Source organism: Aliamphritea hakodatensis, assembly GCF_024347195.1.
Taxonomy (GTDB): Bacteria; Pseudomonadota; Gammaproteobacteria; order Pseudomonadales; family Balneatricaceae; genus Amphritea; species Amphritea hakodatensis.
In genome coordinates, this window is sequence record NZ_AP025281.1 from 415,952 (window position 1) to 436,246 (window position 20,295).

The following is a 20,295-nucleotide window of genomic DNA, read 5'->3' on the forward strand; positions in this document are numbered from 1 at the left end:
TTTAACTCCGCGATTGTTATTTTCAGGTTATCGTTAACCTTGGCTGTCTTCAAGAAAAATCTTATCTGGAAGATTAGCTGTTTTATTTATTTGCAAAACGGCTTAAGAGTTACTAGGGTTATCGTTAAACCTGGGTCGGCTGCTGGCCCGTTTTTATAAGCAAAATAAAATCCAAAGGTTGGCATTTCACATGGACGGACTTGCTAAAAAACTCTGGGATATCATTGATATAGTTCTGGCTTGCCTAATGGCAGCGATGCTCATTCTGGTCTTTATCAATGTTGTTATGCGCTATGGTTTTTCATCGGGATTGCGTCCGGCAGTTGAGCTTTCACGGCTTGGTTTTGTTTGGATCGTTATGCTCGGTACTGTCACAGTACTACAGCGTGGTGAGCATCTAGCTATTAGTGAAATTTCTGAGCATTTAATGCCACGTGCGATTCCGGTTTTACGTCGGATAATCTGGCTGGTTATTCTTGTTTGTGTCGCCATGTTGTTTTGGGGCTCGCTCAATCAGACACTGGCTAACTGGAATAATATTTCACAACTAACGGGATTACCTAAAGGGCTATTCTATTTTTCTGGTGCGTTATCAGGATTACTGATGTTTTCAGTGGCTGTCAGTCGATTGGTGATACCGGCTAAGTGGAATTCATTATGACTCTGGTGCTGTTTCTAGGTGTGCTTATTGGTGCTATTTTGATTGGTATTCCGGTAGCGTTTTCGTTATTACTCAGCGCGATCACTCTGATGCTGTATCTGGACCTTTTCAGTGCAGATATTCTGGCTCAGGCGCTGATTAATGGTGTTGACAGCTTTCCTTTACTTGCGATTCCTTTTTTTCTTGTTGCCGGGGAAGTGATGGCATCTGGAGGCCTGGCCAGGCGAATTGTACAGCTTGCGTCCAGCATGTTCGGGCACCACAAAGGCGGGCTCGGCTTTGTCGTTATTTTTACTTCGGTATTGCTGGCCGGTTTGTCCGGTTCAGCTGTGGCTGACGCGGCAGCACTTGCAAGCATGCTGTTTCCTATGATGGCTAAGGCTAACTATCCCCGGGGTCGTTCAGTAGGGTTGCTCGCTGCAGGAGGCATAATTGCGCCTGTTATACCGCCTTCTTTACCGCTTATTCTGATTGGCGTTGCCGGCAATATCTCTATTGCGAAATTATTCATTGGTGGCATCGTTCCGGGCCTTATGATGGGAGCGACACTGGTAGTTGTCTGGAAATTGCTGGTGCGTAACGAAGACCTGGAAGTGATGGCTAAAGCTTCGGCCAAAGAGCGCTTATCTGCACTTTATGACGGGGGGTGGGCGTTATTATTGCCGGTTATTATTATTGGCGGTATTCGTTTTGGGGTTTTTACTCCTACAGAAGCGGCTGTGGTCGCCGCCGTGTATGCAATTTTTGTATCAACTGTGATTTATCGTGAAATGACCTGGTCTATTTTTTTTAAGATTCTGGTTTCCGCAGCACGTTCTACCGCGATGGTAATGTTTTTAGTCGGCTGTGCCATGGTGGCTGCCTGGCTTATTACGGTTGCTCAACTGCCCCAGCAATTGGCTTCAAGCCTAAGTTCTCTGATTGATTCTCCACGGCTGCTTATGGCGATGATTATGCTGATTGTGTTTGCTGTGGGTATGGTGATGGATCTTAGTCCTTCGGTTCTGATTCTTGCACCTCTGTTCATGCCTGTTATCAAGTTGGCGGGCATTGATCCTGTTTATTTCGGACTGTTATTTATTATTAATGCTTCAATCGGTTTGATTACCCCGCCGGTTGGCAATGTCCTGAACGTTGTGTGCGGCGTATCGCGTACACCTATGAGCATGGCGGTCAAAGGCATCTGGCCCTTTGTCCTTGCTTATTTGATGCTGTTATCACTGTTCGTTGTGTTTCCAAGCATCATTATTGTTCCAATGAAATTGCTCATTGGATAACTTCCAGGAGGGAAGACTGTATGAAAACGCTATTAAAAATAATCTGCGCAGCCTCTGCCTTAACCTTCTTTGTGGCTTCTGCTCAGGCTGAGATCCGCTTGAAATTTGGTCATCCGGCTCCCGACACAGATTTGTCGCATAAAATGGCTCTGATGTTTGCAAAGGATGTTAAGGAAGGGACAAATGGTTCTATTGTCATCGACGTATATCCGAATGGTCAATTGGGCTCTGACAGTCAGTTGATAGACGGCGTTCGTTCAGGAATTATTGATTTTGAGCTCTCAGGTCTGAATAACTTTACCGGTATGATCCCGCAAGCGGGTGCATTTACATTGCCATTTATGTTTCCTGACCGCACCACTGCTTACAAAGTTTTCGACGGAAAAGTTGGTCAGAGTGTTTTAGACAGTTTACAGACGTTTGGTATGAAAGGGCTTGGGTTTGCTGAAAACGGTTACCGTAATATTTCAAATAATCGAGGGCCGGTACGTGTACCTGCTGATTTGGCAGGTTTACAAATGCGAGTTAATAATTCCCAGGCGCTAAATGATCTGTTCCAGGCTTTAAAGGCCAACCCGCAACAGATTCCTGTCTCGGAGTTATACACTGCGTTGGAAACTGGTGTTGTTGATGCACAGGATCACCCTATTTCAGTTGTGGAAGCATTCAAGTTTTTTGAAGTACAAAAATATCTGAGCCTTTCGCAGCATGCTTATTCCGCTCTGACACTGGTTATGAATGCCAGCCGTTTTAACAGTCTGACTGAGAAGGAGCAATCGGTCATTCTGTCTGCTGCTGACAAAGCGATATCTTTTCAGCGCTCAGCGAGTCAGACAGCAGAAGAAGACAAAATTAAGTATCTGGAAAGTGAAGGGATGGTTGTGAACCGGGATGTTGACCGTGCAGCATTCCAGAAGGCTGCGAAGCCTGTTTGGGACCGCTTTATCGCAACCAATGGCGATGCTCTGATAAACGATATACTTGCCGCTTCTGAATAAGTATTACTGACAAGTGATACTTAATAGTAGTAAGAAAAAATGCCAGGGGTCATCACCAGATGATTAACCTGAATCTGAATAGCCGGTCATAACCAGGGGCGATGTTATGCCGGCTGTATGATGCGTCGCTGCACCGATTTGTGTGCACCTAAAGGGGCGGCTATTAAGTTGCTTTCCCTGTACAAATAAGGACGTTTGTATGAATAAACCTACCGTAGCACTTACTTTAGGCGACCCTGCCGGTATCGGGGCAGAACTGATTGCTAAGTTACTCGATATTCCCGGTATGACGGATCATGCCAATATAGTTGTGATTGGCGATCAGTGGCTCTGGGAGCAAGGACAAAGGATTGCCGGTGTCGGGGTCTCTACTCGACAGATAGATAAGCTGGCCGATGCCAGACAGTATCAGGAGTGCCAACAGATTCTGCGGGTGGAGATCAGTACTGTCCGTGCAGAGCAGGTTGAAACAGGAGTTGCCAGTGCTGCTGGGGGGGGGCTCGGTTATACAGGTACTGGACTTGTGTCTTGATGCGGTTATCGGCAGAGACATTGATGCTATTTGTTTTGCGCCGCTGAATAAGCAGGCAATGAAACTGTCAGGCATGCCGTTCGAGGATGAGCTGCAGTATTTTGCAGATCGCCTGAAAGTGACAAATTTTTATAGCGAATTTAATACGCTGGGGCATCTGTGGACCTCACGGGTTTCGTCTCATATACCGGCGAAGGATATCGTCAGTTATATAACTAAAGACAGGATTAAAGAATCCGCTCGGCTGATATACCAGTCGCTAAAATCCGCCGGCTATGCACTGCCCCGTGTCGCAGTGGCTGCTCTTAATCCGCACGGCGGTGATGGTGGGGTTTGCGGTCGGGAAGAGCTCGATATTATCGGGCCTGCAGTGAATGAGCTCAATGCTGAGGGGCTGCCGGTTAATGGTCCTTTTCCCGCCGATACTATTTTTATAAAAGCTCGCGATGGTGAATATGATGCCATTGTCACCATGTATCACGATCAGGGACAGATCGCGATTAAGCTGCTGGGTTTTGAAAAAGGGGTCACGGTGCATGGCGGTCTGCCGGTTCCCATTACTACCCCAGCTCATGGTACTGCATACGATATTACCGGTCAGAACAAAGCGAAAGTGAGCGCGACTGAACAGGCGTTTTATATTGCCTGCCGTATGGGAGAAAACTACAGGGCTCAGCCTGTTGAATAACAAAGGAGTGTTAAAGGATGAAAATTACCAGTGTGCGGGCCCGGGTCTTTGAATGGAAGGGTAAGACTGTTACCCCACAGGATCATTTTTGCTCTAACGCGATGGATCAGTTGTGGGACAACGGTGATTCAATGGGGGCTTTTCGTTTTCATGGCTGGGCCGTCGTGGAAATTGAAACTGATGATGGTGTTATCGGTATCGGTAATGTAGCACTGGCACCACGTATCGCTAAGGCAATTATTGATCAGTATCTGACACCACTTGTGATCGGTCAGGACCCGTTTGATTACGAATATCTGTGGCAGAGAATGTATCGTTCAACCTTGGCCTGGGGGCGAAAGGGAATTGGCATGGCTGCGATTTCAGCGATTGATATTGCGCTCTGGGATCTGATGGGAAAAGCCACAGGTCGTCCGGTATTTAAGCTGCTAGGCGGTCGTACTAAAGAAAAAATTCCCTGTTACGCGTCCAAACTTTACCGTACTGATCTCTCAGCAATGCAGCAAGAAGCACAAATGTATATGGATCAGGGCTTCAGCGCAGTAAAGATGCGCTTTGGTTATGGCCCGAAACATGGCCCTCAGGGGATACGGGAAAACATTAGGAGCGTTGAAGCTGTCCGGGAAGTGATCGGTGACGATACTGACCTGATGCTAGAGTGCTATATGGGCTGGAGTCTGGAATACGCCAGACGGATTTTACCTAAGCTGGAACGTTTTGAACCACGCTGGCTTGAAGAACCGGTAATTGCTGATGACGTTGACGGCTATGCAGCACTGAACAAGCTGACCGATATACCAATTTCAGGCGGTGAACATGAGTTTACCAGTTACGGTTTCAAGCAATTGCTCGACAGAGACGCCGTTTCGGTCATTCAATATGATACCAACCGGGTCGGTGGTATTACTGCTGCACATAAGATAAATGCTCTGGCAGAAGTTTATGGCGTACCGGTAATCCCACATGCAGGTCAGATGCATAATTATCACCTGACTATGTCGACTCTGGCATCACCGATGTCGGAGTATTTCCCTGTTTATGATGTTGAGGTGGGGAATGAACTGTTTTACTACATCTTCGAAGGTGATCCTGAACCTGTAAGAGGTTTTATTCATCTGGATGAAAGCCTCCCCGGGCTGGGCCTGACCATCTCTGATAAATATATAGATCAGTTCAATATCATTGAGTAAGGAGTCGGGCATGCGTTTAATTCAGTGTATTTACCGGCAACAACTCCGTGTCGCCTGCGTTGAATCGGCAAGCAGTGTGCGCTTAGTTAATGGTCAAGGCGGTACCTATGCATTGGCGATAGCTGCTATCAGCAATGGGAACAGTTTACAGCAACAGGTTGAGCTTCAGCTGAGCAATGACGTCCTTGATTATCAACGATTGATTGATGAAGGTCTCCTGTGCGTACCGGTCAGTCATCCTGATCCTGCTTACTGTCTGGTTAGTGGTACCGGCCTGACTCATCTTGGAAGTGCTGATACCCGCGCATCGATGCACTCGACACTTGCTGATGAAACTGCTCTGACTGATTCAATGAAGATGTTCAGAATGGGGCTGAAGTCAGGTAAACCGGCCACGGGAGAAACAGGGGCTCAGCCAGAGTGGTTTTATAAAGGGAACGGCAACATCATTGTTGCACCTGAAGACGCGCTTCCTGTACCCGGGTTTGCAAAGGATGCTGGTGAAGAGCCCGAATTGGTTGGTATCTATCTTATTGGTCCCAATGGCCAGCCGTTCCGGTTGGGGTTCGCGATAGGCAATGAGTTTTCAGATCATGTGACTGAAAGGGTTAACTATCTGTGGCTTGCACACTCTAAGTTGCGGGCCTGTAGTTTAGGGCCTGAGCTGTTGCTGGGTGATCTGCCTGATTATATCGAAGGTGAAAGCCGCATCATTCGTGATGGCAAAGTGCTGTGGCGTAAACCGTTCCTGACGGGTGAGGCCAATATGTCGCACAGTATTGCAAATCTGGAAGCGCATCATTTTAAGTATGCTCAGTTTTGCCGTGTTGGGGATTTACATGTGCATTATATGGGAACTGCAACACTGAGTTTTGCTGATGGTATACGCACCGTTTCGGGGGACAGATTTGAAATTGAAGCGTCTACGTTTGGGCGTGCTTTACGTAACCGTCTTAGCTTTGAAAAAGATACAGCTCCAGTCAGAGTGAAACAATTGTAACAGGATGTGACTATGAAAATTACAGGGAAGATGTTGTTGGGTCAGAGCGAGCAACAGGGGTCGTACGAAAAGATTTATGCTATCAACCCGGTTACAGGAGAGCAGATGGCTCCGGTTTTTCGCGGAGGCGATCAGCAGCAGGTTGAAGAAGCCTGTGCTCTGGCTGATGCTGCTTTTGATAGTTATCGTTGTATCAGTGCAGAGCAGCGTGCCGCCTTTCTAGAGCAGATCGCTGATAATATTCTTGCCTTGGAAGACAGTTTACTCGAGCGTGCGATGGCTGAAACAGGTCTGCCCCGGGGCCGTATTGAGGGCGAAAGAGGAAGAACTATAGGGCAGCTACGTTTATTTGCCGGTGTTGTGCGGGAGGGAAGAGGTTTTTTTCCGCGTATTGATCCTGCTCTTCCTGAACGGCAGCCGTTGCCACGAAGTGATTTGCGCCAGCGTCATATTCCGCTTGGGCCAGTTGCGGTATTTGGCGCCAGCAATTTTCCACTGGCTTTTTCTGTTGCCGGTGGTGATACAGCATCAGCACTGGCTGCCGGAGCGCCAGTGGTGGTTAAAGCCCATTCTGCTCATCCCGGTACTTCAGAACTGGTTGGCCGTGCTATCCAGCTTGCGGTCAAACAGTGTCAGTTGCATCCGGGAGTGTTCTCACTATTGTATGGTTCCGGTACAAGGGTTGGTACCGGGCTGGTTAATGATGCACGTATAAAAGCAGTTGGCTTTACCGGATCACGGACTGGCGGCACTGCTTTGATGAAAGCTGCTTTTGAACGTCCCGAACCAATTCCGGTTTATGCCGAGATGAGCAGTGCTAACCCGGTCTTTCTGTTGCCGGCAGCACTCGCTTCTGATCCGGTTGCGCTGGCTACAGGCTTTTGTGGTTCCCTTCAAGCAGGGGCCGGACAGTTTTGTACTAATCCCGGTTTAGTTATCGCTGTTGATGGTCAACCGTTACAACAGTTTATTGAAGAGTGCTGTGCTCTTCTATCGCAGAGTTCCAGTCAGACTATGCTGACCTCTGATATTCATCAGGCTTATGTCAGGGGGGTTGAACGTATGGTACAGACTGTCGGGGTTGATGTTTTGTCTAAAGGTCAGTGCCAGACAGGCCCAAATCAGTGTCAGACAGTACTTTTGGCAACCAGCGCTGAAACTTTTTTTGCTAATAAAGGCTTGAGTGAAGAGGTTTTTGGCAGTTGTTCCCTGGTGGTTCGGTGCCGGGATGAAGAGCAGATGTTAAAAGTTGCCGGAGAACTGGAAGGGCAACTGACAACTTCGGTTCAGTGTCATGATAACGAGCAGGAACAGCTGGTTAGTAGTTTGCTGAAACTTTGTGAACTTAAGGCGGGCAGGGTTCTGTTTAATGGTTATCCAACGGGAGTTGAAGTATGTCATGCGATGGTTCATGGGGGGCCGTATCCGGCGACTTCAGAAAGTCGCAGCACTTCAGTGGGGACTGCTGCTATTCAGCGTTTTCTGAGACCTGTTTGTTATCAGGATGTGCCTGAGAAGTATCTGCCTGTAGAAATTGATTCGGCTAATACAGGGGAACTGACACGGTTAGTAAACGGAGTTTTAAGCTGTTCGTAAGAATGTCTAAAGGCTCGGGCTCTGCACTGTTGTTGCAGTAAGGAGTATTATTGAATTTTGTATTTATTTCATAAATGGTTAGCTGATTGAATAAACCGAGAACGTATATTCAGGGCGTTTTCTGATAATCTGCCGCCTATGGCTGTTAAGCCTTTTCAGATAAATACAGGATTGAGATCTTGAGTAAAATCCGCAAACTTTCCACACTGTTCCAACTGGTGCAGTTCATGTTGCCCTACCGGCGGCAGTGGCTGGGGGCGATAGTGGCCCTGCTGTTCACCGCGGGGGTAACGCTGGCGATCGGTCAGGGAGTTAAGCTGGTCATCGACAATGGCTTTATTGCCGGCTCGGTGGCGCAGCTGAATCAGGCCATCATCGTGCTGATTGTGATGGCGCTGCTGATGGCCGGCGGCACCTTTGTTCGCTTTTATCTGGTTTCCTGGCTGGGGGAGCGGATCACGGCGGATATCCGCCAGGCGGTGTTCGATAACCTGATGCGCTTGCATACCAGTTATTTTGAAATTAACCGCAGCGGCGAAATTATGTCGCGGCTCACCACAGATACCACTTTGTTACAGTCGATCATCGGCAGCTCTTTTTCGATGGCGCTGCGCAGCATTGTGACCACCTTAGGTGCGCTGGTGATGCTGTTCGTCACCAATGTGAAACTTAGCCTGATCATTGTTGCCGGGGTGCCGCTGGTGCTGTTGCCTGTGCTGCTGTTTGGCCGCCGGGTCCGTACGCTGGCCCGTAAAAGCCAGGACAGCATTGCCGATGTTGGCACCTATGCCGGTGAAGCGATTCAGCAGATTAAAACCGTGCAGAGTTACACCCAGGAAGCGCAGGAAAGCCGCGCCTTTGCCCGGGAGGTGGATACCGCATTTACGGTTGCCCGTCAGCGGATCAGCCAGCGGGCGTTGCTGATGGCGGTGGTGATAGTGCTGGTTTTCAGTGCTCTGTCTGGCATGCTCTGGATCGGCGGTTACGATGTGATTACCGGGGTGATGAGCGGCGGTGATCTGGGAGCATTTGTATTTTATGCACTGATCGTTGCCATGGGAGCTGGCACGCTGTCTGAAGTGTATGGCGAGCTGCAGCGGGCCGTGGGGGCGACTGAACGGCTAATGGAATTGCTGCATGCCAAGAGTGAAATCACGTCGCCGGCTGAGCCGCAAGATGCTGCCCGGTTGGATGCCAGCCTGAGCCTGGAAGATGTTACCTTCAGGTATCCCTCCCGTCCGGAACAGGCGGCGCTGGAGAATTTCAGCCTGCACATTCCGGAAGGTAAGATCACTGCGCTGGTGGGGCCTTCCGGGGCGGGTAAGTCTACTGTATTTGAATTGTTACTGCGGTTTTATGATCCTCAGGCAGGGGCTGTTTGTCTGGCGGATACGGATCTGCGGCAGCTGAGCCCGCAGCAATTACGCCAGCAAACCGCGCTGGTGGCGCAACAGCCTTCGTTGTTTACGGCAAACGTACTGGATAACATCCGTTACGGGCGGCCGGACGCCACGGATGCAGACGTTGAGGCGGCAGCAACGGCGGCCTATGCAGATGAGTTTATCCGCCGTTTACCGGATGGCTATCGCAGTGATCTGGGCGAGCAGGGTGTGCGGTTATCCGGCGGGCAAAAGCAGCGGATCGCCATTGCCCGGGCAATTCTGAATGATCCGCGTATTCTATTACTGGATGAAGCCACCAGTGCACTGGATACTGAAAGCGAACATGCCATCAAGCTGGGGTTGGATAACCTGATGGAGGGCCGTACTACGGTCATTATTGCCCACCGGTTATCCACCATTCTGCATGCGGATCAGATTGTGGTGATGGATCAGGGGCGGGTGGCTGCGAAAGGGACCCATGAAACCTTACTGGAGACCTCTGAGCTGTATAAACGTCTGGCCGCACTGCAGTTCCGGGAGGCCTGATCTTGCCGCCGGTTTGCCGGTTTTCAGTGACTTATGCCGCTGTTATCGGCGACTTTTCAGGGCGAGGTAGCGGTCTACAGCCGTTTGCCGGGAAAACGGCGTGAGCAGGCTTTTCTGGCATTAATTTTGTATAGCATCAGGCAGTAACCAATAAGGACATACATTATGCAGGTTTTGACGAGCTCTCCACAGGTAACCAGCCAGCCGGCACAGACTGATACCGCTGCCAGTTCAGCCACTCAGACAACAGCAACCGAAACAACCGGCACGACAGCGGCACCGGCTACCGCAGCCAGTGAAGAGAAGCAGGTCTTCAGCTCCCGGGGTGAAAAGTTTGCCCAGCTGAATAAAGAGTTCGACATTACCGGCTCGGATTTTAAGATTACCAACGGATTTCTCAGCCGCTTGTCTGAGCTGGGCCTCATTACCGAAAGCGAAGCGTCTAAACTGGCGGGCGGACTGAATTCCGTGACCGGCTCAACAGATACGGTTGGCGGGCTGAAAGGTGCCATTGATGCCATCTCGGAGCGGGTGAAAGATGAAGACGGTGTTTCCGGGCTGCTGAAGTTATTGGAAAACTCCAAAGAAATTCTGGATAACCTGGACGGTTCGAAAAGCAAAACCTTCCCGGTGGATCCGGCCACGGCTGCTGCCGAGCTGGAGAGCTTTTTAAAGAGTGATGAGGCCGATATTCTGACGGATAAAGAGAAAGACTCCCTGAAGGATGTGCAGACCGCACTCACCATTGCGGACAAGCTCAGCCCGGAACAGCGTACCTCGGCTGAAGTCAGCAAGTATATGTCTATCCTGAAACAGTTTGGCTGATTCGGAACTGCGGGGCCGGACAGGCGGTATCCCGTTATCCGGCTTCTGTGGGAATGAACTGCAGGGGAGATAAGAATAATGCTCCCCTGTTTTGTTCGGGGCCGATCAGACCTTTGCCAGTATTTCCTCGGTTGTCAGTACGTCTGCGAACTCGCCCTGCAGGGTAGAAAGGCTGACAGAATGGATAGTTTCCGCACTGTGGGTGATGCCGTCCGGGCCGGTGGCTTCATAGGCCCATACGCCGTCGGCGGTATACAGGGTGTCAAAACCAAGGTTGCTCGCTGAGCGTGCCGCGGATTCCGCACAGTGGTTGGCGGTTGCGCCGCAGATAACCACCTGATCAATATTCTGTGCCCGTAGCATCTGTTCCAGTTCGGTACCTACAAAGGCACTGCTGCCGAATTTAATGACCACCGGCTCATCCCCCTGTGGGGCTGCAAAAGGTTGCACCGCTGCGCCGGGGGCTTCTGAAAAGAACGGGTCTTCCGGGTCGGTGCCATGATGATGTACGTGCACAATCGCGTCGCCTTTTTCACGGAAGGCGGTCAGCAGCCGGGTAATATTGTCGGCTGCCGCAGGGTTTGAGCGCTTGGCACCGTTATTGTCGTCTTCAAGAAGTGCCATTTGCACATCGATCACAAGTAGAGCTGTATTCATGTTGGGTCCCTTTTTAGGATCTCTTTGTTTTTGGAATCTGTTTAGCCCTGACGGGATTCAATAATTTTTTTCGCCCGCGGGCCGTAAATCCGGATGTTGATATCGTCATCAATCACCACGCCGGGCTCTTCTGCGTACGTCAGAATAGCACTGATACGGGGTTTTGATCCTTCTATTTCAGTGACGCCGTGCAGAGAGTAGCCGCCGCGGAACAGTGTCAGGGTACCGGCACCCCTGCTGAGGGTGTTGGCTTTGGAAGTGTCGCCGCTGAGAAGTCGGGCGACGGCTTCATGGTCTTCGTCATCATCGGTGCGGGAGTTAGCCAGAAAGGTAAACTCACCGCCTTTCTCTGCCGGTTGCAGCAGCAGTGTGACGGTGCACTCCGTGGTGTCATAATGCCAGGCATGCCAGCTGCCCGGTTCCAGCGCGACAACATTCAGGGCCTGAAATTCGTCTTCACAGCGGTACAGGGTGGGTTTCTTCTGCACTTGCCGGATAAAGTCAGTGAGCAGGTCGGATTTATATAACTGCTTGATCAGGGTGCCTTCCGCTAACTGATCATCGGCCAGTTGCAGTGCCCTGTGGGTATATTCTTTACTGGCGGGGTTATCGTCTGCTAGATTCGCATTGGCAGCGCCCTGATAAATGTTACGTTTGATCACCAGTTCTTCCGCTGCCGGCAAAAGGTTATTCGCTTCTGCTGCCAAAGCTTCCAGCCGTTCTGGCTTAATGAAGTCGGCAAAGCTGCACCAGCCGACCTGTTCCATCTGTTGCTGGCAGGCGGCAAGAAATTCAGCACCGGCACCCCGGGTCAGGTCTTCGATTGGGTAACGCTCAAGATCAACCAGGCTAAGAATGAAGTCGTCACTGTGAATAAAAGGCTGGGCCGTCATACCGCATCTCCTGTTTATGCTTATTTTTATATGTCGGACTGCACGGAGCAGGCCGGATCAGGGCTTCACTGGCAATGAGTGATACAGTTAGTATGTGAAGAGCGGTTAAAAATGAACAACGAAAAAAACATGGCCAATGGGCATAATTTTTTTATGCCCGGTATCTGGTAAAGGCTGTGCTGAACCGAGAAGAAATGACGGGGTGAGGATGAACCGAAATATTAATCTGAACTGGTTGCGAACCTTTGAGGCGACGGCCCGTTATCTGAGTTTTACGGCGGCCAGTAAAGAGTTGGGTCTGACCCAGACGGCGGTGAGTATTCAGATAAAATCGCTGGAAACCAAGCTGGGGCAGAAGCTGTTTATACGGGGGCCGAAAAGCCTTGATCTGACCGATATTGGCAAAGCGTATTTGCCGGCGGTACGTGAATCGCTGCGTAATCTTTCGGTTTCAACAGACGGCCTGTTCAGTACGGAGACGGGTAACACTCTGGTGGTGCGGGCGTCCGTGGCGCTGATTGTCTGGCTGGCCCCGAAGCTGGGCAGTTTTAAGCAGCAGTACCCGGATGTCAGTATCAAGTTCATTACCTCCATCTGGCCGGACGGGCTGGATGCGGAAGATGTGGATATTGATATTGTGCTGGCGGCCACCGAGCCGGCCGGTCAGGCTTCACTGGTTTTGTCTGAGGAGCGTTTAGTGCCGGTGTGCGGTCACCAAATGGCCGGACAGATTAACGGGCCTGCCGACCTGCTGAACTGTCCGTCAGTGCACATTCTGGGCTATGAAGATCACTGGGATCATTATCTGAGCCCTTTTCAGCTGCATCAGGACAGCCGTCAGGTACATTTACAGGTGGATACTTTCGTGGCGGCCGCAGAGTTGGTGGCGAATAATCTGGGCTGTGCTGTGGTACTCGAACGCTTTGCCCGGGGGGCGATCGACAGTGGCCGGCCGCTGAGCATTGTCGGTGATCCGGTGGCAATCACTCAGCGGCACTATCTTGCCGTTCCCGCACGTGCCGGCGAGGGCAAATTACACGGCCGGGCATTCAGGGAATGGTTGGTGGATATTTTCCAGACCTCTGAATAAGCGTGCTGCAGGGGGCCGGCGGCTGCCGGGCTCAGTCTGAGTACTGTTCTGAACGCTGATGGAATGAATTTTGCTGTTTCTGAACATCTGAATCAGCCAATCATTACTTTGTCAGGGAATCAGACAATGAATACACACAGTGCCGTCGTGCAGACGGCGTCTCAGAATCCGTATCAGTTACCGCCGGTTAAAAAAGTTGTTAACAGCAGCAATATGGCCAGTTTTCAGGCCTTGTCTGAAGTGGATGAGCTTAAGGCTAATGGCTTAATTGGCCGGGAAAGTATGACTGTCGGCAGCTTCCGGCAAAATGCCGACGGTGAACTCTATGGCGTGACGGGAGTCATGTTCTGGAGCGAAAAAGATCACAGCCAGTGGCAGGCATACCGCGCAGAAGGCAGTGCCGCCGGGGATCAGGCGGCAGAATACCAGCAGCAGATGGTTACCGAGCGCCAGCAATTGGCAAGCCAGTATCTGGGCAGCTTTCTGAACTTGCAAAAGCAGTTCCGTCAGGTGGACTTGCCCGAAGGCAGTCCGGCAATCAGCGCTGAGCAGGTGCTGGATAACATTAAAGAAGGTAAACCGGCCGCTCAGATGCCGGACGGCAGCCTGCATCCGGACAGTGATGTTATCGACAGTTTTGTTAGCGCACACCAGCCCCAGATTAATACCATGACGGAGAGTTATCAGGCGCTGGAAAGCTTTCCGAAAGAGGTGGAGGGCTGGCTCAGCAGCCAGGATATTCAACCGGCCGATGATGTAAATCAGGTGATTGATAAACTGAAAAACGCGTATGCGGCGGGCCCGGCAGAGCGGGGCAGTGAGTACCGGCCGGTAACGGTTGGTTTTGGGGATACCGGCACAGGTACGGTTGAGCAGCTTGAGCGCGAAGACGTGACCCAGTACAAACCTGAACTGGGTGAAAGTATCCGGCTGATTATGGACGATTCTGCCCGAAGCTGGGAGGATCTGGACGGGCTGGATCAGATTGCTGCCCGGGAAATGTTCAGTGATCAGCGCGCTTCGCTGTATCAGCAGATGCAAACCCTGACCAACCATATGTTCAGTGAGTTTTCCGGACGTTTTTCCCTGACCTCAGGTACCGGGGGATTCAGCCTGCAGGATATGGTGGATAACCATCTTGCCGGCCGGTCACTGGGGACTCTGGATAACGGTACCTTGCACCCAGAGGCTGAGCAGATTGAACAGTACTGGCAGGATAACCGGCTGGTGCTGGAGCAATACAGTGCCCGCCAGCAACAGTTGAATGAACTGCCGGAAACCGCCAATGAATATCTGCAGCAGAACCCGCTTCTGGTGCGCAATTATCTGCTGGATCACTATGAACGGCTGTTAGCACCGGCCGGCAGTCAGAATGGCTGAAATATAACCTGACCGGCGCTTTTCCCGCTGAAACAGCGCTGTAACCATTCATGCTCACCTTGCCCACAGAGTTATCCTCAGCTTCTGTGGGCAAGTGTGATTGTTCTCTTCACCGGGTATATCCTGTGCACCGGCATTCTCCAAATTTTCTGATAGGCTTAAGAGCAGGAATGGACCCTGTAACAGACCCCGCTACCGGCACTCAGCCGGCCGCTGTGGTCATAATGACAAGGAAGGATGATGTCATGAAAATTCTGATGTATTTCTCAATTCTTATCAGCCTGTTGCTCAGCGGTTGTCAGACCAAACCGGAAAAGCCCGATACCGGATTACTGGATGAAGCGGCGCTGCAATCAACCTTTGCCGGCGGTACCTTCAGCTGGATTCATAAAGGCGAGCCGGGGACGACCCTCTATATGCAGGGCGGTGAGGCCATCTCCGACTGGCGGGGTAAGAAAACCAGGGGTAAATGGTGGCTGGAGGACGATACTGTCTGCCGTACATGGGAAGGCTATAACGCGGGTAAAAAGAAGTGCTTTACGGTTTATGACCTGTTCAACGGTCAGTACCTGCATTTTCGTGGTGACAGTTATTCCCATACCGAGCAGCGTGTAACCACAAAATCATAACGCTGCATGGCGGGCATATCTGCAGATGTGCCTGCCGTTTCTTGCCGGCCTGTTTCTCAGTGTTCTTTGTCTGACTTCTCCCTCTTTATATGCCGTTTTTGTCTTTGCTTTCATCTGTATGAGCCGCCGGTTGCGGTTCACAAAATTTCCACACCCCGGTGATTAACATCGGCGCCGGTGGGTAAGTCAGCCCCGGATTCCGGTACCGAATTACACACCTTACCGATCTTTCTGTCTGGTCCTGCGATGCTGTTTCAGGCTCTGCTTACATCGTTCAGCCGTCATATTCCGTATGTAAAGGGTGTGGTCATTCCTATGAATAAACTTAAGTTCACGCTGGGGCCGGTGTACCCGGTGGTGATGGCGGGTTTTGTCTTAATTTTGCTGATAACCGCTTCCCGGCTGGGGCTGGCGCTCTGGCTGTCTGAAAGGGTAAGCGCCACGGATGGCTGGCTGACGGTGTTTGCCAGTGGCTTACGGGTTGATATCGCATCGGTCTGTATTCTGTTGCTGATACCGGCCATGTTGCTCAGCCTGTTCAGTGGTGAGCATCTTGCTGGCCGGGTTTTGAATTACCTGTTAAGGATTTGGATAACCGCCGCGCTGTGGTTTGTTGCCTATATGGAATCGGCGACGCCAACGTTTATTCTGGAATACGATCTGCGACCGAACCGGCTGTTTATTGAGTACCTGATTTACCCCAAAGAAGTGTTCAGCATGCTTTGGACCGGTTATAAGTTTGAGCTGGCACTGAGTCTGGCCGTTAGCGTTATTAGCCTTGTGCTGGGCTGGCGGTTCAGCGGTTATCTGGTATCGGGGCTGCGTTATCCCAAGTGGTACTGGCGGCCGCTGATTCTGGTGGCGGTGGTGCTTATAGGGGCACTGGGAGCGCGATCATCCTTAGGCCACCGGCCTCTTAACCCTGCGATGGTGTCGTTTTCCAGTGACCCCCTGATGAATGATCTGGTGCTGAATTCCGGGTATTCGGTGTTATTTGCGGCGAAACAGATGAGCAGCGAAGCCAGTGCGTTCAGCTATTACCCGGGGATGCCGAAAGAGGAAATCATCGCAGAAATAAAAGCCTCAATGGTTGTGGATAAAGGTGCGTTTATACCCGGTTCCCGGCCGACACTGGCAAATCACTATGCCAGCTATCAGGGTAAGCCGAAAAACATTGTGATTCTGTTGCTGGAAAGTCATGGCGCCCGCTATGTGAAAAGTCTGGGTGGGATCGATGTGTCTCCCAATCTGGATAAGCTGATGGAGGAGGGCTGGGGCTTTACCCGGATGTATGCCTCCGGGACCCGCTCGGTACGGGGAATTGAAGCCATTACGACCGGTTTTTCGCCAACTCCGGCCCGGGCGGTGGTTAAGTTAGGGGCCAGCCAGACGAATTTCTTTACGATTGCTGATGTGCTGAAGTCCAACGGTTATCACACTCAGTTTGTTTACGGTGGCGAAAGCCATTTTGACAACATGAAGAGCTTTTTCCTCGGGAATGGCTTTACTGATATGCAGGACTTACCGCGTTTTGAAAATCCTCAGTTTGTTGGCTCCTGGGGGGCGTCGGATGAGGACTTATACAAAGAAGCTCACCAGCAGTTCAGCCGCCTGTCGAAACAGGAGCAGCCATTCTTCAGTCTGGTGTTCAGCTCTTCCAACCATACGCCGTTTGAATATCCGCAGGGGAAAATAACCCCTTATAACCAGCCTGCCGCCACTGTTGAGAATGCGGTTAAGTATGCGGATTACGCACTGGGGCAGTTTGTTGAACAGGCGAAGCAGTCAGACTACTGGGATTCGACCGTCTTTATCGCCGTGGCTGATCATGATTCCAGAGCCTCGGGCAGCTTACCGGTGCCTGTAGGGCATTTTAAGATTCCTGCCATTATCTTTGGCGGCGGCATTGAGGCCAGACAGGATAACCGGCTGGCATCACAGATTGATTTACCGCCAACCTTGCTGTCCCTGGCGGGGATCAGCAGCCAGAACCCGATGATCGGCAATGATTTAACCCGGGATATTCCTGTGGGTAAACAGCGGGCGGTTATGCAGCGGGGCAAAAACTTTGGCTGGATGAAAGCGGATAATGAGGTTGTGGTTATCCGGCCCGGGCAGGGGATTTCTACCTACGCCTATGATCCTCAGGCGGACAGCTTAACGCCGGCGAACATCAGTGACGCGGATATTAAGCGCGCTCACGCCAATGCCATGTGGGGCAGTCTGGCGTTTAAACAGGGGTATTACCAGGCCCTGCCGGACTATCAGACGACGGCACCTGAGCCTGCAAGCCTTCGCTGACAGGAATGGCCATTTTTACCGGCAGGCCGGGATTGCTCAGACGGGTCACTCAACGATGTGAATTTCCTGTCTGCTATTTCACTGGCTGTTGCCGGCTGCCGGGGCGGGTTTCTATAGCTTTAGTCATATAACTTTTCAGCAGGGATATACGACTATTCGGCAGTGCCGGTGCTGAATTATCAACTTGAGTGCAATGTTTTTTGTCTGACGCTTATCTGAGACTAGTTTAAGGCTTCGGGATTACGCATGTGTGTTGCGGAGCATTTAAAAATAATAACCCTTTGGGGAGGCAGATATGCAGAAAATTAAAACGGCCATGCTCGGACTTCTACTGTGCGGCGCATTACCGGCCAGCGCCGGCACTCTGGCTGATATTCAGCAAAAAGATGAACTGACCTGCGGTGTCAGTGAAGGCACACCGGGCTTTTCTAACCCGGATGCGTCGGGCCGCTGGGTGGGCCTTGATGTCGATATCTGCCGTGCGGTATCTGCCGCCGTTCTGGGTGACCAGGAAAAAATTAAATTTGTGCCACTGGCGTCCAAGCAAAAGATTGTTGCCCTGGCTGCCGGTCAGGTTGATATGACCTCCAGAACCACGACCTGGACGATGAAGCGCGACACCAAAGAGGGCGTTGATTTTACCGCAATCGTTTATTACGACGGCCAGGGGTTCATGGTCAATAAGGCGCTGGGGCTGACGTCGGCGAAAGAGCTGGACGGTGCTTCAGTCTGCGTAACAACAGGCACAACCACTGAGCTGAATCTGGCGGATTTCGCCCGGGCCAACGGCATCAACATCGAGGCGGTGGTCTTTGAAGGTAAGAAAGAAGCGTTCAATTCTTATAAACAGGGCCGTTGTGACGCTTTCACAACCGATATGAGCCAGCTGGCTTCCTGGCGTTCAACCCTGCCGAACAGTGATGATCACGTTATTTTAAACGATGTGATTTCGAAAGAGCCGCTGTCGCCGCTGGTACGCCATGGGGATAACCAGTGGAAAGATGCAGTTACCTGGGTGATTAACGGCCTTATCGAAGCTGAAGAAAAGGGCGTGACTCAGGCGAATGTTGATCAGTTGGCCAGTTCATCTCAGGACCCGACTATCCAGCGTATGCTGGGGGTTTCCGGTGATATGGGCGGCTATATAGGTCTGGATCAGGACTGGCTGAAGCGTGCGATTGCTGCTGTCGGTAACTACGGTGAAATCTATGACCGTAACCTGGGTGAGAATACCCGTCTGAAACTGGACCGCGGTATTAACTCACTGTGGAGCCAGGGTGGTCTGTTCTACTCGCCGCCAATCCGCTAAGCCTCTGAACGGCTAATGTCCCTGCCGGGTACGGCTGTCCCGCCGTATTCGGTATTTGCAATACATCCGCATCGTAATCCCCGGGTTATACGCGATAACCGCCATGAATCCACAACCCTGCAAGGGAACCGGATATCCGTTGGCGTCAGGGTATTCTGAGGTTAATACCACATGTTAAATAAACTTACGGCAAGTGCCGGTAGTAACAGGTTCCGGCTGGATCTGGTTTTGCAGGCGGTTTTTCTGGCGCTGATTTTTTATCTGGCATATTCAGTTTTTCATAATACTCAGGTGAACCTTGAAAACCGGGGTATTGAATCAGGGTTTGAGTTTCTCGATAAAGAAGCAGGCTTGCCCATCGGTGATGCGCTGATCAGCTATACCCCTACAGACAGTTATGGCTGGGCGTTTTTTACCGCGGTGGTTAATACCCTGTATGTGGCATTTTTTGCCATCATACTGGCGACGGTTGTCGGTGTGCTGATAGGCATTGCCAGGGTGTCACGTAACTGGCTAGTGTGCCGGATGGCTGCCATCTATGTGGAAACACTGCGTAATGTACCCTTGCTGCTGACGCTGATCTTTATTTATGTGGTGGTGTTATCAAGCCTGCCAAGTGCCCGCAGCAGCTGGCTGTTAACGGAAGGCATACTGCTTAACATCCGTGGTTTTTATTTCCCAAAACCCTTACCGCAGGACGGCTTTGGACTGGTGCTGTTCAGTGTCGGACTGGCGGTGGTTCTCTGCTGGGGATTCCGTCGCTGGGCGAAGCGTTATACCGAGCGTACCGGCCAGGAGCTGGCCAGCTTCAGGATTTCTCTGGTATTGCTGTTGGGATTGCCGGCCCTGACCTACCTGCTCACCGGGCAGCCGTTGCTCTGGGAAAATCCGGAACTGAAAGGGTTTAACTACCGTGGTGGTCTGTCGTTGCGGCCGGAGTTTCTGGCGCTGTTGCTGGGGCTGGTGCTCTATACCGCGGCATTCATCGGTGAAAACGTCCGAAGTGGTATTCAGTCCGTCTCAAAAGGCCAGGTTGAAGCGGCTCAGGCACTGGGCCTTAAACCGGGCAAAGTGATGTTGCGGGTGGTCCTGCCGCAGGCGTTGCGGGTCATTATTCCGGCGACCACGAACGATTACACCAGCCTGGTAAAAAACAGCTCGCTGGCGGTGGCAATCGGGTATCCGGATATGGTGTCGGTGGGCGGTACCATCATCGGGCAGAATGGCCAGGCGATTGAAATTATAGGTATGTGGATGGCGGTCTATATGGCGATCAATCTGCTGATTTCAGCATTTATGAACTGGCTGAACGCACGTGTTCAGATGGTCGAGCGGTAAAGG

18 protein-coding genes are annotated in these 20,295 nt (G+C 51.3%); 16 read left to right on the plus strand and 2 right to left on the minus strand.

Annotated features, from left to right (window positions below):
* Positions 1-190: 190 nt before the first annotated feature.
* The 10 genes from PCI15_RS01820 (at position 191) to PCI15_RS01865 (ending at position 10,695) form a co-directional block, all read left to right on the plus strand.
* On the plus strand, positions 191-661 hold the full coding sequence (locus PCI15_RS01820) for a TRAP transporter small permease (protein ID WP_271272668.1): 471 nt from the start codon (positions 191-193) through the stop codon (positions 659-661).
* Positions 658-1,938, plus strand: coding sequence for a TRAP transporter large permease subunit (locus PCI15_RS01825; protein ID WP_271272669.1), 1,281 nt, complete (start codon positions 658-660; stop codon positions 1,936-1,938). Before PCI15_RS01820 ends, PCI15_RS01825 begins: the two co-directional genes overlap by 4 nt.
* 20 nt (positions 1,939-1,958) lie before the next feature.
* A complete protein-coding gene (locus PCI15_RS01830; protein ID WP_271272670.1) occupies positions 1,959-2,936 on the plus strand; it encodes a DctP family TRAP transporter solute-binding subunit in 978 nt (325 codons plus the stop codon).
* A 199-nt stretch (positions 2,937-3,135) separates the two neighbouring features.
* Positions 3,136-3,468, plus strand: coding sequence for a 4-hydroxythreonine-4-phosphate dehydrogenase PdxA (locus PCI15_RS01835; RefSeq protein WP_271272671.1), 333 nt, complete (start codon positions 3,136-3,138; stop codon positions 3,466-3,468).
* Positions 3,419-4,156 (plus strand): 4-hydroxythreonine-4-phosphate dehydrogenase PdxA, encoded by a 738-nt coding sequence (locus PCI15_RS01840; RefSeq protein WP_271272672.1) that lies wholly within the window; start codon positions 3,419-3,421, stop codon positions 4,154-4,156. Before PCI15_RS01835 ends, PCI15_RS01840 begins: the two co-directional genes overlap by 50 nt.
* A 17-nt stretch (positions 4,157-4,173) precedes the next feature.
* Entirely contained in the window at positions 4,174-5,346 is a 1,173-nt protein-coding gene (locus tag PCI15_RS01845; RefSeq protein ID WP_271272673.1) for an L-rhamnonate dehydratase, read from the plus strand.
* Between the two features lie 10 nt (positions 5,347-5,356).
* Entirely contained in the window at positions 5,357-6,346 is a 990-nt protein-coding gene (araD1, locus tag PCI15_RS01850) for an AraD1 family protein (RefSeq protein ID WP_271272674.1), read from the plus strand.
* A 12-nt stretch (positions 6,347-6,358) separates the two neighbouring features.
* A complete protein-coding gene (locus tag PCI15_RS01855; RefSeq protein WP_271272675.1) occupies positions 6,359-7,942 on the plus strand; it encodes an aldehyde dehydrogenase (NADP(+)) in 1,584 nt (527 codons plus the stop codon).
* Between the two features lie 179 nt (positions 7,943-8,121).
* A complete protein-coding gene (locus tag PCI15_RS01860; RefSeq protein ID WP_336296726.1) occupies positions 8,122-9,870 on the plus strand; it encodes an ABC transporter transmembrane domain-containing protein in 1,749 nt (582 codons plus the stop codon).
* A gap of 165 nt (positions 9,871-10,035) precedes the next feature.
* Positions 10,036-10,695, plus strand: coding sequence for a hypothetical protein (locus PCI15_RS01865; protein WP_271272676.1), 660 nt, complete (start codon positions 10,036-10,038; stop codon positions 10,693-10,695).
* Positions 10,696-10,800: 105 nt separating this feature from the next.
* Here the strand turns inward: PCI15_RS01865 and PCI15_RS01870 are convergent, their stop codons facing one another.
* Together PCI15_RS01870 and PCI15_RS01875 are read right to left on the minus strand one after the other, a co-directional pair.
* Positions 10,801-11,352, minus strand: coding sequence for an isochorismatase family protein (locus PCI15_RS01870; protein WP_271272677.1), 552 nt, complete (start codon positions 11,350-11,352; stop codon positions 10,801-10,803).
* A 41-nt stretch (positions 11,353-11,393) separates the two neighbouring features.
* The gene (locus tag PCI15_RS01875; RefSeq protein WP_271272678.1) at positions 11,394-12,245 is read right to left on the minus strand and encodes a HalD/BesD family halogenase; all 852 of its coding nucleotides are present in this window, start codon (positions 12,243-12,245) and stop codon (positions 11,394-11,396) included.
* Positions 12,246-12,453: 208 nt separating this feature from the next.
* Here PCI15_RS01875 and PCI15_RS01880 point away from each other — a divergent pair, with 208 nt between their 5' ends.
* From PCI15_RS01880 to PCI15_RS01905, 6 genes are all read left to right on the plus strand, one after another.
* Positions 12,454-13,335 carry a LysR family transcriptional regulator gene (locus tag PCI15_RS01880; RefSeq protein ID WP_271272679.1) on the plus strand — a complete coding sequence of 294 codons (882 nt, stop codon included), beginning with the start codon at positions 12,454-12,456 and terminating at the stop codon, positions 13,333-13,335.
* A gap of 126 nt (positions 13,336-13,461) precedes the next feature.
* The gene (locus PCI15_RS01885) at positions 13,462-14,715 is read left to right on the plus strand and encodes a hypothetical protein (protein WP_271272680.1); all 1,254 of its coding nucleotides are present in this window, start codon (positions 13,462-13,464) and stop codon (positions 14,713-14,715) included.
* Positions 14,716-14,960: 245 nt separating this feature from the next.
* Complete coding sequence (locus PCI15_RS01890) at positions 14,961-15,344, plus strand: hypothetical protein (RefSeq protein WP_271272681.1); 384 nt, start codon at positions 14,961-14,963, stop codon at positions 15,342-15,344.
* A gap of 315 nt (positions 15,345-15,659) precedes the next feature.
* On the plus strand, positions 15,660-17,645 hold the full coding sequence (locus PCI15_RS01895; RefSeq protein WP_271272682.1) for an LTA synthase family protein: 1,986 nt from the start codon (positions 15,660-15,662) through the stop codon (positions 17,643-17,645).
* Between the two features lie 295 nt (positions 17,646-17,940).
* Positions 17,941-18,954, plus strand: coding sequence for an amino acid ABC transporter substrate-binding protein (locus PCI15_RS01900; protein ID WP_271272683.1), 1,014 nt, complete (start codon positions 17,941-17,943; stop codon positions 18,952-18,954).
* A 171-nt stretch (positions 18,955-19,125) separates the two neighbouring features.
* Complete coding sequence (locus PCI15_RS01905) at positions 19,126-20,292, plus strand: amino acid ABC transporter permease (RefSeq protein ID WP_271272684.1); 1,167 nt, start codon at positions 19,126-19,128, stop codon at positions 20,290-20,292.
* Positions 20,293-20,295: the final 3 nt, after the last annotated feature.